This window comes from Plantactinospora sp. CNZ320 (assembly GCF_002846275.1).
The window spans coordinates 1,015,598-1,028,885 of record NZ_PJMP01000001.1 but is presented as its reverse complement, the minus strand read 5'-3'; the positions used below and the strand labels follow the sequence as shown (position 1 = coordinate 1,028,885).

Below are 13,288 nucleotides of genomic sequence, written 5' to 3'. Positions count from 1 at the left end.
CAGGGCGCGGCAGGCGGAGTCGATGGCGGCGTCGGCGGCCTGTTCGGTCAGGGCGCGTCCGCGTTTGGCGAGGCTGCTGGTCATGACACTCTTCCGGTCTCGGCGGACGGGCCGCTGCTGGGCGGGGACGCTATTCGACGGAGCTTGAGTAGTTCGTCGTAGTGGGCGACGCTGGGCAGCGGTCGCGGGTCCCGCGGGAGGCCGCCGATTACCGCGTCCGGGTCGGCCAACCGACGTTCGGTCAGGCTGACCACCCGTGCGGCCCGGTCCGCCGCATGCGGTTCCGGCTGCGGGTGGTTGTGGTTCGCGTCGCTGCTGGGTGCTCTTGCGGGCCTCGACCGCGACCACGTCTGCGGTGGCGGTTCCGATGCGTAGGGCTGCCTCGATTCCGGAGACGACGTTGGCGTGGGGCAGATGCCGGTGCAGCAGGAGTACCTCGACCAGGGCTCGGGTGCCGCCGGCGTCCCCGAGAGTCCGGCGGGCCTGGCCCCAGAACGCGTCGTGCGCCGTGGTGAACATGCCTGCTTTGCGGGCCTGCGCCAGCGCGACGGCGCCCGGCAGGGCGCCGGGCTTGCGGGCGAACACCTCCAGGTAGTGATCGAGCACGAGGGTCTGGGAGCCCTTGTTGACCGAGCGGGCGTGCCGGACGACTTCCCGCCGGCCGTCGAAGACGACCAGTTCGGAGGCCCGGAGGCAGACCCGTACCTGCCGTCCGATCAGCGAGGCGGGCACCGAGTAGTAGCAGCATCGCACCGTGATCCGGGCGAACCGGTCGACCCTCGGATGCAGCCACAGGCCGGGCTCGAAGGCATCGCTGGGCAGCGCCGCTAACAGCGGCGCCTCCACGGCAAAGTTCTGCCCGACCGTTCGCACCCGCCCAGCGATCCGTCGAGCCTCATCGGCCCGGTCGGCGGCATCGATCCGCTCGTTGAGTTCGGCCAGGCTGTTCACGACCGGTATCGGGGACAGGTGCGTGCGACGGAACCGGCCGACCTCGCCCTCGACTCCGCCCTTCTCATGCGCGCCCTCGATCCCAGGCATGCAGTAGAAGGGGTCGAAGCCGTAGTGGGACCGGAACGCCACCCAATGCTCCGACTCGGTACGGTTCCGGCCCAACAGCACCCGGGACACCGCCGCGCGCAGGTTGTCATAGCGGATCTTGTCCGTCGGCACACCGCCGATCACCGTGAACGCGTGGACATGCCCCTCGATGAACGCCTCCTGCCCCTGCGAGGCGAACACCCGGTGCACCGCCTTGCCCGAGTACGACAGCCGGAACGCGAACAGGAAACACTTCAACTTCTCCCCGGCAACCTCGACCCACACATCGCCGAAGTCCACCTCGGCCTCCGCCCCGGGCGCGTGACTCTGGACGACGAACGCGGTCTGTATCGATCGGCCCGCGCTGGCGGCGATCTCCGGCCGACGCCGCCGCACGTAGTCCCGCACCGTCGAGTACGACAATCCGTGCGCGTCATGCTCCTCGACCAGCCGGGCGTGGATCCGCCGCGCCGTGTGTCGCTGCTTACGCGGCGCTGTCAGATCCGTCACCAGCATCTGATCGATCACGGACTGGACTGGATCCAGCTTCGGGGCCTGCGCCACCCGAGGCTTCCGCGGCTCCGGCACCGCCGAGGCCAGCGCCTGGCGCACCGTTCGCCGATGCACTCCGTGCCGCTCCGCCAACGCCCGGATCGACAGTTCCTCCCGGCGGGCGTCACGGCGGATCGCCTCGAACAGCTCCACCCTTGGCCTCACCCGGGCTCCCAACGAGACGTTCACGGATCACACGCCCGGAGCGTAAGACCTGATCAAGGTGGGGCCAAGTATGACTGACACGACACACCGGACAAAGACAGGTGGGGCCATATATAACCGCCACACCCATCACCACCCATAACTACAACCGGAGCCGGCTTCAACCGTCACCCTGGGGCCGCTCAACTCCGTCACAACCAGCCACGCCGCACACCGGGTGATCATCGATCCTTCATAGGGCGACAGCCTGCCCTAGACCCTTATTTACCAGGCTCTAACTGGTAACCCGTCGTATTGCGGGACGAGGAATTCGAGTTGGTGATCGTGGGGCAGTAGGCGATCATGGTGCGGTGAGTCAGTACTTTCAGGCGGGCGAACCTGTTCTGTGGAACCCGTCGAACGGCGTCGCCGAGCTGTTCGTCCGCTCGGCTGAGGCGTTGGTCCCGGTCGTGAACCAGCCGTCAGGTCTCGCTCCAGTGATCAACGACGAGTACGAGGTCGATATGGAGGTGTTCGGGGCGTTCGTGAACGCGCTTGTGCGCCGGTATCGCTCCTCGACTCATCTGATCCTGAGGTCGTTGCTGGAGGGGTTCATCGCGACTGCCCTGGTTCTCGTCGAGCGAGGTGGCGGCGTCGTACCCGCGCTGGATGACCTCCCTGAACTCGATCTCAGGGATGTTTCCGTTGGCCCCGGTGACCTTGGTGTTCGGGGGGACGCTGGGCGGCTGGTGGGACTTGCTGCGGATCATTCACGGGCCATGCCCCGTTGATCGCGGTCCCCGCGTAGCGGAGGAAGTCGGCCCCTGCCTGGTTGGCGTATTCCATGGCTGTCTGTGGGCTGATGCCGAGGGCTTGGGCGAGGACTGAGGGTGGTGCTTGACGGACGATACTGAGCCAGGTTCCGGTGCGGCTGGCGAGTGCTGGCACGCCCGCCAGGCGCAGCATGGTGACGGTGTGGTTGTTGGTCAGTGGCTTGCCGGGCATCGCGCCGGGGAACATCAAAGCCTCCGAGCTACCGGGGGAACCTCAAACATGAGCGGTGAACTCTTCCAGGTCCCGGCCCTGCCAGTTCCACGGCCAGTCGCTGGTGAACCGCTGGAACCGGCGTATGAGATCGATACGCGCGGTGATCCTGTCGGCCGCGAGGTTGCGGGACAATTGCTGATCGCGCCACCCGGCCAGCATCCCTTCGAACATCTGTTCATCAGGCCGTAGCAGGGGAGACGCACCGACCACGAACAGTTGGGGAGCGATCCCTGCCACGTTGCTGCCACCGGCCACCGCGATCCCTCCATGACGAACGAATCGTTCATCCGATGAGAACGACGGCCGGTATGCCGAGGTCACGCCCATCAACCGACCCGCGTCAACGGACCCCTCGGATCCCGCCGGTACCGGCACCACAGACCGCACAGCCCGTGCTGGGCCTGAAAATCACACAACTCCGATGAGTCTTCTCGTCTACTTCGACTCATCGGAGTTCCGGGTCGATAATGTACATTATGTCAACTAGCGGGTTATCGGGACGCCCCCGCCGGAATGCCGACCCCCGCGAAGACGTCGAGAACCCTGGCGCAGTGGACAGCGCCGTCGGGAGGCGGCGGAGTTTCGGCGACGGCACTCGCCCCGACGCGGGCGTCCCGCTCGGAGTCGGGTCGACATCGCAGTCGATCTCCACGCCCCACCGACGCGGCTGGGCCGGGAACCTGACGGCGGCTGGCGGTGTTGTGCGCGCGGCTGGTCGGGCGCCGGAGGCGACCGGCACGCACGTACCGACGCGAGACCTCACCCGCCACGCTGTTCGGCGTCCACCCCTCCCCGGCCCGCGTGGTCGAACTGGTCGGGTTTCCGGGGCGCCGCCGCAAGATCGTGTAACTAGCTAAACATCACCCAATCGTGCATAATATTCGTTATGCAGGACAAAGAGGACTTTCTGCTACTCCCCCTCGTCGAGCAGTTCCTGACGTCCCGGGCCACCCGCAAGCCGTCCCCGCACACGCTGGCGGCGTACCGTCGAGACCTGCTGGCGGTCGCCGGGCTGGTCGCCGACCACCAGCCCGGCACTCCCCTCCCCCTGGCGGACCTGCCGATCAGTGCCCTGACCACCCGGTCCCTGCGGGCGGCCTTCGCCCGCTTCGCCGCTCCCCGCGCCGCCGCCTCGATCTACCGGGCCTGGTCCACCTGGAACGGGTTCTTCGACTTCCTCGTCGCCGAGCAGGTGGTGGCCGGCAACCCGATGCCCTCCGTCGACAAGCCCCGGGTCCCCCCTGCCCCACCGAAGCCGCTGCGGGGCGAGCGTACGCCGGAGCAGTTGCTGGCCGGGGTCGCCGAATCGGACCGGCGGCAGCGAGATCCGTGGCCGGAGCGGGATCTGGCGGTACTGGCCCTGGCGCTCTGTGCGGGGCTGCGCCTGGCCGAGTTGCTGGCCCTGCGTACGGGTTCGCTGGTGGGCCGGGACGGTGAGCGCCGGATCGAGGTGACCGGCAAGGGCAGCCGTTCACGGTTGATTCCGGTGGAGCCGGAACTCGACCGGGTGATCGCGGACTATCTGGAGAGCCGGCGTCGCCGGTTCGGTTCCCGGACGGTCGGGCCGGATTCGGCGCTGCTGGTCGACCGGGAGGGTGCGCCGCTGCGCCGGGGTGGCCTGCAGTATCTGGTGGAGTCCTGCTATCGGCGGGCGGGGATCACCGACCGGGTGCCGCCGGGTGCGCGGCTGCACGCGTTGCGGCACACCTTCGCTACCCGGTTGGCCGAGGACGGGGCGAGTGCTCCGGAGATCATGCGGTTGTTGGGGCACGCGAGTCTGGCGACGAGTCAGAGCTACATCGAGGTGACTGCCGACCAGGAGCGGGCGGCGGTACGGGCGAACCGCACCAACCGGTCGCTGGGTCGGCTGTTGGCGGGCCGCTCGGCCGGGAGCGGGTCCAGCGAAGTCCGGCGGTAGGCGGGCCGGACACGTCGGGTGTCAGCGGCGATCGTCTTTGCGGTCGGCTTCGCTGGCCTGGTCGAGGGCGGTTAGGCTTCGGCGCATGCCGAGGTGGCGGTGGCACGGTCGGGTGGCGGATGTGGCCCTGGTGTTCGTGGTCGCCCTGGTCGGCGTCGTCGGGCTGGTGGTGCAGTCGGCCGGTGTGGACAGCGCGGCCGAGTGGGTGGCGCTGGCGGCGGTGTTGGGGTCCTCCGCCGCGTTGTGGGTGCGTCGTCGCTATCCGGTGCTGGTGGGGGTGGTGGCACTGGTCGCCGTCGGCGGGTACGGGGCGTTGCTGCACCGACCGGGCCCGATCATGCTGGTCTTCGTCGTGGCGCTCTACACCGTTGTCGACGCGGGGCGGGTGTGGGTCGCGATCGGGCTGGGGGCCGCCTCGGTGGTCGCGTTCGCGGTCGCGGACGACTATGGCCGGGCGGCGGGTGGCGGTAACGGGGCGACGTTGTTGCACGCCGGTTGGCTGGTTGCGGTGATTGTCGGGGTGACCCGTAACCGCCGGGCCTATGTCGCGGAGGCGGAGGCCAGGGTGCTCGCGGCGGAGCGGGGCAAGGAGGCGGAGGCTCGGCGTCGGGCCACCGAGGAGCGGTTGCGGATCGCCCGTGAGCTGCATGACGTGCTCGGCCACCACCTTTCGTTGATCAATGTGCAGGCCAGTGCCGCGTTGCATCGTCCGGATCCGGTGCGGTCCGCCGAGGCGCTCACCGCGATCAAGCGGGCGAGCAAGGAGATGCTTGGTGAGTTGCGTACGGCGTTGGGGGTGCTGCGGCAGCCGGACGGGGTGGGTACGCCGGGGTTGGGTCGGCTCGGTGAGTTGGTGCTGACGGCGGGCCGGTCGGGTTTGGAGATCCGTACCGAGTTGGCCGAGACGCGGTCGTTGCCGCCGGAGGTCGAGTTGGCGGCGTACCGGATCGTTCAGGAGGCGCTGACGAACGTGACCCGGCACGCGGACGCGACCGCTGTGCTGGTGCGGGTGCGGCGGGATGGTGACGATGTGCTGGTGGAGGTGGAGGACGACGGGCGGGGCGGCTCGGGTGTGCCGGGTAACGGGATTGTCGGTATGGGCGAGCGGGCCCGGGCGTTGGGTGGTTCGTTGACTGCGGGTCCGGGGCCGGATGGTGGGTTCCGGGTGTCTGCCCGGTTGCCGGTGCGACCGGCTGTGCTGTCGTCGGGGTCGGGGTCGGGGTCGGTTGGGTTGTCGGTGCAGGCGGGGGGCGTGGCGTGATCCGGTTGCTGCTCGCCGACGACCAGAATCTGGTGCGGGCGGGGTTTCGGTCCATCCTGGAGGGTGAGGAGGGCATCGAGGTGGTCGGTGAGGCCGCCGACGGTGCCGAGGCGGTACGGCTGGTCGGGCGGTTGCGGCCGGATGTCGTGCTGATGGACATCCGGATGCCGGGGTTGGACGGTCTGGCGGCGACTCGGGAGATCGTCGCGGGTTCCGATGCCCGGGTGATCATTCTGACCACGTTCGACCTCGACGACTACGTCTACGGGGCGTTGCGGGCGGGTGCGAGCGGTTTTCTGGTGAAGGACACCGAGCCGGCGGAGTTGATCCACGGGGTGCGGGTGGTGGCCCGTGGGGATGCGTTGATCGCGCCGTCGATCACCCGCCGGTTGATTTCCGAGTTCAGTGCGCGGGTCCGTCATCCGGATCCGGGGCCGAGGTTGCGTGCGTTGACCGAGCGGGAGCGGGAGGTCATGGCGTTGGTCGCCGCCGGGCTCTCCAACGACGAGATCGCGCAGCGGCTGGTGTTGAGTCCGGCGACCGCCAAGACGCACGTCAGTCGGATCCTGACGAAGACGCGGGTTCGGGATCGGGCACAGTTGGTGATCCTGGCGTACGAGTCAGGGCTGGCGGTGCCGGGGTGGCTCGCCCGTTCCTGAGCCTCAACTGCCGGCTTCTGGTCTGGCCCCGGGTCGCTTCAGCGGTGGTGCGTCCCACGCCGGGGACGCACCACCGCTGTCGGGTCAGGGCAGGGTGCTCAGCGGCACGCTGTAGAGGACCCGTCCGCCGGGGCCGGTCGGGTTGTCCCGGGACCATTCGGTCGTCGACCACACCTCACCGGTGGAGTACCAGTACGTCACCGCTTCCGGGTGCAGTGACCAGCAGGTGGTGGTGACGGTGCCGCCGATCGTGCAGGTGCTGGACCGGCCGTTGCCGCCGCCGGGGGTGAATCCCCAGATCTGCCCGTGCAGGCTGATCGAGCTGTGCACCACGTACCAGCGGTTGTTGAACGACAGCACGCCCTGCTGGTTGCCGACGCCGCTGGCGTACGCCTCGGACGGGGTGGCGGAGGTCGGCAGCAGGAAGTCGGCACCGAACGGATAGCGGATCAGCCGGCCGCGTTTGGTCTGGTCGCTGAAGTATTCGGCGGTGACCAGGCTGTCCGGGCTGGTGCTGCGGTCCAGTGACAGGGACGAGAAGCACGGTACGCCGGTGTCGCTGTCCATGCTGCACGCGCCGCTGCTGTAGGTGTAGTGGCCGATCTGCGGCATGACGTACTTGTAGCCGTACGCCGCCCAGCCGCCGCTGACCTTGCCGATGTCGGAGACGGTCGAGGTGGTGCGCAGGATGTGGCTCATGCTGAACACCCGTAGTGCGACGGTGCCGTTGCCGACGGCGTTGACGATCAGCTTGTCACCGAACCAGATCATGCCGCCGATGTGTGTCTTGGCCGCGCTGAAGTCGCTGCCGGTGGAGTTGGGGTCGACCAGGTAGACCCAGCGGTACTTCGGTGCGGCCGGGTTGGTGTAGTCGATGAACGCGACCCGGGCGTCGTTGCGGCGGGTGCCGCTGCCCCAGGACCAGCCGGAGAGGATCGCCCGCTTGGCGCCCCAGGCGCCGTCGTCGTCGGCGTCTCCGGAGCTGGTGATGCCCTGCGGTGACCAGTTGAGGTCGGTGGCGTCCGCGGTGTCGAAGCACCATTTGGTCGTCGCGGCGGGCGCGATCGGCAGCGCGGCGAGTTCCTCGCTGTTGCAGGTGGCCATCGTGCGGTTGGCGTCGTCGAGGACGGTGGCCACGCCGACGTTCGGCAGGGCGTCGTCGAGTGCCTTGATCGCGGCGGCCGGTTCGGCGTGCCAGGTGAGACCCATCTTCGTCGTACTGGTGGCGACGAGCGGGTCGGCGTACGCCGCGGCCGCGGGTGAGGCGGGCAGTACCGCCGTCGCGATCGTGACGGCGACTACCAGCCCAGCGCCGACCCATTTTCGTCCATCCATTGTGAACCCCCCGTTCGTCGATTGCTGGCGGCCACCTTAGCGATCCCGGGCGCTCGCCGCCGTCCCGCTGCTCCGGTTCGACGATGTCGGCCGGATCGACGATGTGGATGGGTGTCGGATCGACGATGTGGATGGGTGTCGGGTCAGCCGGTGCGGCGGGAGCGGTTGACGGTGAGTCCGCCGAGGAGTGCGCTGGTCAGTCCCAGCGCCATGCCGAGGACAGCCCCGGCCAGTCCGTTGCCGGTGCCGACGCGGCCGCCGGAGGTGGCTGCCACCACCGCGCCGATGAGCAGGCCGATCAGTCCCAGTGCCAGGGCGGTGAGGGCGCCGCGTCGCCCATCGCCGGCGCGTCGGGTGGAGCGGGCCCGGGCCATTCCGCCGATGATGATGCCGGCGAGTCCCAGCAGCACGGCAACGATGGATCCGGCCCGGCCGGAGGACATGTCGTAGCCGGCGGCGACCGGCTGGCTGGCGGCGTACGCCGGTGTGTCGAGCCAGCCACCGCCGAGCAGGGTGGCTGCGGCGGTGGCGGACAGGTGGCGAACGAACATCGGTGGATCCCTTTCCTCGCACGGCGTGCTGACTGCGGCAGCGTATGTACCGGGCTGGGCCCGGGTCGTCATGCCGGAGTTGCCGGTGGGCGTACTTCCCGGGTGGTACGTGCGGGCGAGATCGTGCCGCCGGGGCGGTACCCGGAGGTCGTGGTGCGGGGCCGGTTGGCCGGTGTCCTGTTCCGAGGGCTGACGGCTGAGGGCTGACGGCTGACGTGCGGTCAGCCGAGGTCGACGACGTTCAGGCGAGGTCGACGACGAGTGGCCGGTGGTCGGAGATGGTGGCGATCGGGGCGTTGACGGCGGTGACGGCGGGCAGTGGGTGTCCGTCGCGGGGGTCGGCGAGGATGTGGTCGAGTTGGACCCGGGGTTGCCGGGCCGGGTAGGTGGGGCGGTGGCCGAGGGAGCGCCAGCCGGAGACGAGGGTGGCGAGTCCGGCCGGCAGGTTGAGGTCGCCGAGCAGGATCCGGGGTGGGGGCAGGGTACGCAGGGCGCGGATGACCTGGCGTAGTTGCCGGATGTTCCAGCCGGGTACGAAGGAGAGGTGGGTGGCGGCGGCGGTGATCGGCCCGTACGGGGTGTCGAGGGTGGCGGCGAGGACGACCCGGGGTTCGTCGCGGAGCAGGATGATCCCGCCGCCGGGGCCGGGGTCGAGCACCGGGGAGCGTACCGGTGCCGAGGCGAGCCGGGTGACCTGCCAGGAGCGGACCGGGTAGCGGCTGATCAGGCCGATGCCGTAGAGGGGTTCGCCGTGGCCGTCGTCGTCGTGGGTCAGTGGCCGGAATCGTTCGCCGGGGGTGCCGACGACGGCGGCGGCGAACCGGTGTTCGGGGGCGTTCATCGCGTTCGCGGCGATGGCGGTCAGGTCGAGATGGTTGCTGCGGGACTGGTCCCGGTCGACCTCCTGGAGGGCCAGGATGTCGGCGTCGAGTGCGGCGACGGCGGCGGCGAGCCGGGTCTCGTCGACGAGGCCGTCGTGCGGGGACCGGCCGTGCAGCAGGTTGAAGGTTGCCAGGCGCACGTGCACACCTTACGGCGGGTTGTGCGACAGTTTCGGCGTGCTCTTCAAAGCGCTGTGTTGTTCCGCGCTCATCTTCGTGGTGTTGGGCGCGGCCGGTGTCTGGTTGCGGCGTCGGCGGGGCCGCTGATCCGGGCTGTGGGTGGGGTCAGCGGTCGGGGGTGGCGAACCGTCCGGCGCGGATCTCCCGGAGTGCGCGGCGTCGGGCGTCGCCGCGCAGGGTGTCGACGTAGAGCCGGCCGTGCAGGTGGTCGGTTTCGTGCTGGAGGGCGCGGGCGAGGAAGCCGCTGCCGGTGATGGTGAGGGGTTCGCCGTACTGGTCGAAGCCGTGTGCGGTGGCGTGCATGGCGCGCGGGGTCGGGAAGTAGAGGCCGGGGATGGAGAGGCAGCCTTCGTCGTCGCCCTGTGTTTCGGTGGAGAGTTCGAGGGTGGGGTTGACCAGGTGGCCGCGGTGTCCGTCGGCGTCGTAGGCGAAGACCTGGGCGCTGATGCCGATCTGGGGTGCGGCGACTCCGGCGCGGCCGGGTGCGCCGAGCAGGGTGTCCATCAGGTCGGTGACCAGGTCGCGTAGTTCTGCGTCGAAGCTGGTGACCGGTTCGCAGGGGGTGCGCAGGACGGGGTCGCCGATGATCCGGATGGGCCGCATGGTCATGACCGGAACCCTATCGGTTCGTTACCGCTCCGGGGTGGCCCCGGGCGGGCTGCACGGCAGTGGTGTGCCGGTGGGGGTCGGGCGGGTGCCGGTCCGATCGACGGTCATTTCCGTACGCCGTACGGCTATAATGGCCCGGCTGGTACGGGGCGCGCCTGCCACCGGACGGGATCCGGGGCTCGGGGCGGCCGGCGAACGAGGGAGCGGCACCGACAGATGCGACCGAACACGACGCCGGGACCCGGCGACACGTCCCCGCCCGGACACTCCGCCGACGAGCGCCCGGAAGAGCGGTGGACGACGCACTGCGCCGTGGCGTTCGAGCCGGCCGATCCACCCCGGGCCGGGGTACTCGCGTTCTGGCGACCCGACGGCGGTGACCTGCCGGCCGACGGGCCAGGGCGGGCCGGAGAGCTGACCGTCGTCCTGCCGGACGGGGCCGGCGTGCGGACCCGGCTGGTACCCGCACACCGGCTGCCGGTCGGCGACGCGCTACCGCTGCTGCTGGCGGTCGACCCGGCACCGGACCGGCCGGTCGACCCGGCACTGGGCTACTGGTCTGCGGCGGCGCGGCTGGCCCTGCACCTGGTGGCCCGGCGCCGGATCCTGCCGACGGTCTCCCCCGCCGGCTTCGACGCCTGGACGGTCGGTGCGCTGGACCCCGACGACGCGGGCCGGATCCGGGAACTCGCCGGCGCGATGCCGACCCGGGCCCGGGCGAACCCGCTGCCGGCCGAGGAGGCCACGCCCGGACCGATCCTGCCGGACGCGGCCCGCCTGCTGCGCGGCTTCCTCGACGCGGTCGCCGACACCCTGCCCCGGTCCCCCGCCGCCCGGCACGCCGCCGGCACCGACGTCTTCGCCGCGACGGCGCCGCAGTCGGTACCCCGGCTGCGCGGCTGGGCCGAGGAGCTCCGCGCCGGTCTCGACTCCGGTGTGCGGCTCTCGGTACGGCTGGAGCCGGTCGACGGCGACTTCACCCGGCCCGGGCTGCGGGCGGTGGTGCAGGTGCACAGCCTGGTCGACCCGGCGCTGGTGGTCGACGCCGCCGCGCTGTGGCACGGCGATGTCGCCGGGTTCGGGTCCCGGGCCCGGCTCGACACCACGCTGGCGATCCGCCGCGCCGCCGGGGCGTGGCCGCCGCTGCGGCACCTGCTCGACGCCGCCGTCCCCGACGCGCTGCTGCTGACCGACGAGGAGGTGACCGAGCTGGTCGCCGACGCCGCCGGCCGGCTCGACGAGGCAGGGGTGGCGGTGCACTGGCCCCGCGAGCTGGCCGCCGGCCTCACCTCCCGGGCGGTACTCGGCGCCGCCGAGGCGCCCCCGTCGGACCTCGCCACCTTCTTCGGCGGGGACGGGCTGCTCCGCGTCGACTGGCAACTCGCCCTGGGCGGACGACCGCTGACCGCCGCCGAACTGGACACCCTCGCCGAGGCGCACCGGCCGGTGGTGCGGCTGCGCGACCAGTGGGTACTCGTCGATCCGGAACTGGCCGCCCGGGCCCGTAGGCCGGGGCTGCCGCCGGTCGGTGCGGTCGAGGCGCTCGGCGCCGCGCTGACCGGGACGGTGGAGGTCGACGGGCGACCGGTGCAGGTCGACGCCACCGGCTGGCTGGACGGGCTGCGGCGGCGGATCGCCGACCCGGAGTCGGCGGCCCCTGACTCCGGATCGGAGCGGATCGGGGTGCCGGCCGGGCTGGCCGCCACCCTGCGGGACTACCAGCTACGTGGGCTGCGCTGGCTGGCCCGGATGACGGAGCTGGGGCTGGGCGGCTGCCTCGCCGACGACATGGGGCTCGGCAAGACGGTCACGCTGATCGCCCTGCACCTGCACCGGCAGGCGGATCCGGCGACCGCCGGCCCGACCCTGGTGGTCTGTCCCGCCTCGCTGCTCGGCAACTGGGAACGGGAGATCGCCCGGTTCGCCCCCGGCACCCCGGTACGCCGCTTCCACGGCGGTCGCCGGGACCTCGACGCGCTGGCCGGCGGGTTCCTGCTCACCACGTACGGGACGATGCGGCTGGACGCCGACCGGCTCGCCGGGGTGCGGTGGGGGCTGGTCGTCGCCGACGAGGCGCAGCACGTGAAGAACCGCGCCTCGGGTACCGCCCGGGCACTGCGCCGGATTCCGGCCGCCGCCCGGGTCGCTCTTACCGGTACCCCGGTGGAGAACAACCTGACCGAGCTGTGGGCGATCCTGGACTGGACCACGCCCGGCCTGCTCGGCCCGCTGCCCCGGTTCCGGGCCCGGTGGGCGGCGCCGATCGAGTCCGGTCGGGACCCGGCGGCGGCGGGACGCCTCGCCCGGCTGATCGCACCGTTCCTGCTGCGCCGCCGCAAGTCGGATCCGGGGATCGCACCGGAGCTGCCGCCGAAGACCGAGACCGATCATCCGGTGGCGTTGACCGGCGAGCAGGCCGGGCTCTACGAGGCGGTGGTGCGGGAGGCGCTAGCGCGGATCCGGGACAGCAGCGGGATGGCCCGCCGGGGCCTGGTGCTGGAGTTGCTGACCTCGCTGAAGCAGGTCTGCAACCATCCGGCGCACTACCTGCGGGAGGCGCGACCCCGGCTGGCCGGCCGCTCCGGCAAGCTGGAACTGCTCGACGAGCTGGTCGACACGATCCTCGCCGAACGCGGCGCGGTGCTGGTCTTCACCCAGTACGTCGCGATGGCCCGGCTGCTCGAACGGCATCTCGGCGACCGGGGCGTACCGACCGAACTGCTGCACGGTGGCACCCCGGTGGCCCGCCGCGACGAGCAGGTACGCCGGTTCCAGGCCGGTGAGGTGCCGGTCTTCCTGCTGTCGCTGCGGGCGGCCGGTACGGGGTTGAACCTGACCCGCGCCGATCACGTGGTGCACTACGACCGGTGGTGGAACCCGGCCGTGGAGGAGCAGGCCACCGACCGGGCGTACCGGATCGGGCAGACCCGTCCGGTGCAGGTGCACCGGCTGGTCACCGAGGGGACTGTCGAGGACCGGATCGCCGACCTGCTCGCCGTCAAGCGGGACCTCGCCGACGCGGTACTGGCCGGTGGCGAGGCGGCGTTGACGGAACTCTCCGACGCCGAACTGGCGTCCCTGGTCGAGTTGCGCAGGCCGGCGTGACCGCG

At 71.0% G+C, this 13,288-nt stretch carries 10 protein-coding genes and 1 pseudogene; 5 read left to right on the top strand and 6 right to left on the bottom strand.

The features are described 5' to 3' along the window. Nucleotides 1-80: 80 nt before the first annotated feature. Nucleotides 81-1,758 (bottom strand): annotated as a pseudogene (istA, locus tag CLT71_RS04390) (IS21 family transposase). 350 nt (nucleotides 1,759-2,108) lie between these two features. Between istA and CLT71_RS04385 the strand changes: the two are divergent. Then, the gene (locus tag CLT71_RS04385; protein ID WP_101365972.1) at nucleotides 2,109-2,528 is read left to right on the top strand and encodes a DUF6086 family protein; all 420 of its coding nucleotides are present in this window, start codon (nucleotides 2,109-2,111) and stop codon (nucleotides 2,526-2,528) included. 256 nt (nucleotides 2,529-2,784) lie between these two features. On the opposite strand, the gene CLT71_RS04380 is transcribed toward CLT71_RS04385, so the two are convergent. Further along, nucleotides 2,785-3,111, bottom strand: coding sequence for a hypothetical protein (locus tag CLT71_RS04380; RefSeq protein ID WP_143743363.1), 327 nt, complete (start codon nucleotides 3,109-3,111; stop codon nucleotides 2,785-2,787). Between the two features lie 559 nt (nucleotides 3,112-3,670). Here CLT71_RS04380 and CLT71_RS04375 point away from each other — a divergent pair. The 3 genes from CLT71_RS04375 to CLT71_RS04365 all read left to right on the top strand — a co-directional run bounded on the left by CLT71_RS04375 (nucleotide 3,671) and on the right by CLT71_RS04365 (nucleotide 6,622). After that, nucleotides 3,671-4,702: a tyrosine-type recombinase/integrase gene (locus CLT71_RS04375; protein ID WP_101365970.1), complete on the top strand. Its 1,032-nt coding sequence runs from the start codon at nucleotides 3,671-3,673 to the stop codon at nucleotides 4,700-4,702. Between the two features lie 85 nt (nucleotides 4,703-4,787). Continuing rightward, complete coding sequence (locus tag CLT71_RS04370) at nucleotides 4,788-5,963, top strand: sensor histidine kinase (RefSeq protein ID WP_101365969.1); 1,176 nt, start codon at nucleotides 4,788-4,790, stop codon at nucleotides 5,961-5,963. Beyond that, nucleotides 5,960-6,622 carry a response regulator transcription factor gene (locus tag CLT71_RS04365; protein WP_101365968.1) on the top strand — a complete coding sequence of 221 codons (663 nt, stop codon included), beginning with the start codon at nucleotides 5,960-5,962 and terminating at the stop codon, nucleotides 6,620-6,622. Before CLT71_RS04370 ends, CLT71_RS04365 begins: the two co-directional genes overlap by 4 nt. An 84-nt stretch (nucleotides 6,623-6,706) precedes the next feature. On the opposite strand, the gene CLT71_RS04360 is transcribed toward CLT71_RS04365, so the two are convergent. The 4 genes from CLT71_RS04360 to def form a co-directional block, all read right to left on the bottom strand. Continuing rightward, entirely contained in the window at nucleotides 6,707-7,957 is a 1,251-nt protein-coding gene (locus CLT71_RS04360; protein WP_199187505.1) for a hypothetical protein, read from the bottom strand. A gap of 143 nt (nucleotides 7,958-8,100) precedes the next feature. After that, nucleotides 8,101-8,508, bottom strand: a complete 408-nt coding sequence (locus CLT71_RS04355; RefSeq protein WP_101365967.1) for a DUF6223 family protein — start codon at nucleotides 8,506-8,508, stop codon at nucleotides 8,101-8,103. A 241-nt stretch (nucleotides 8,509-8,749) separates the two neighbouring features. Beyond that, nucleotides 8,750-9,529 carry an endonuclease/exonuclease/phosphatase family protein gene (locus CLT71_RS04350; protein WP_101371129.1) on the bottom strand — a complete coding sequence of 260 codons (780 nt, stop codon included), beginning with the start codon at nucleotides 9,527-9,529 and terminating at the stop codon, nucleotides 8,750-8,752. Between the two features lie 145 nt (nucleotides 9,530-9,674). Further along, a complete protein-coding gene (def, locus tag CLT71_RS04345) occupies nucleotides 9,675-10,178 on the bottom strand; it encodes a peptide deformylase (RefSeq protein ID WP_101365966.1) in 504 nt (167 codons plus the stop codon). A 216-nt stretch (nucleotides 10,179-10,394) separates the two neighbouring features. Between def and CLT71_RS04340 the strand changes: the two genes are divergently transcribed. After that, the gene (locus CLT71_RS04340) at nucleotides 10,395-13,283 is read left to right on the top strand and encodes a DEAD/DEAH box helicase (protein WP_101365965.1); all 2,889 of its coding nucleotides are present in this window, start codon (nucleotides 10,395-10,397) and stop codon (nucleotides 13,281-13,283) included. Nucleotides 13,284-13,288 lie beyond the last annotated feature (5 nt).

Bases quoted from the DNA above. Each gene is read 5' to 3' on its own strand.
- CLT71_RS04380 (WP_143743363.1), bottom strand. From the start codon at position 3,111: ATGGGCGTGACCTCGGCATACCGGCCGTCGTTCTCATCGGATGAACGA.
- CLT71_RS04375 (WP_101365970.1), top strand. From the start codon at position 3,671: ATGCAGGACAAAGAGGACTTTCTGCTACTCCCCCTCGTCGAGCAGTTC.
- CLT71_RS04370 (WP_101365969.1), top strand. From the start codon at position 4,788: ATGCCGAGGTGGCGGTGGCACGGTCGGGTGGCGGATGTGGCCCTGGTG.
- CLT71_RS04360 (WP_199187505.1), bottom strand. From the start codon at position 7,957: ATGGATGGACGAAAATGGGTCGGCGCTGGGCTGGTAGTCGCCGTCACG.
- CLT71_RS04355 (WP_101365967.1), bottom strand. From the start codon at position 8,508: ATGTTCGTTCGCCACCTGTCCGCCACCGCCGCAGCCACCCTGCTCGGC.
- def (WP_101365966.1), bottom strand. From the start codon at position 10,178: ATGACCATGCGGCCCATCCGGATCATCGGCGACCCCGTCCTGCGCACC.
- CLT71_RS04340 (WP_101365965.1), top strand. From the start codon at position 10,395: ATGCGACCGAACACGACGCCGGGACCCGGCGACACGTCCCCGCCCGGA.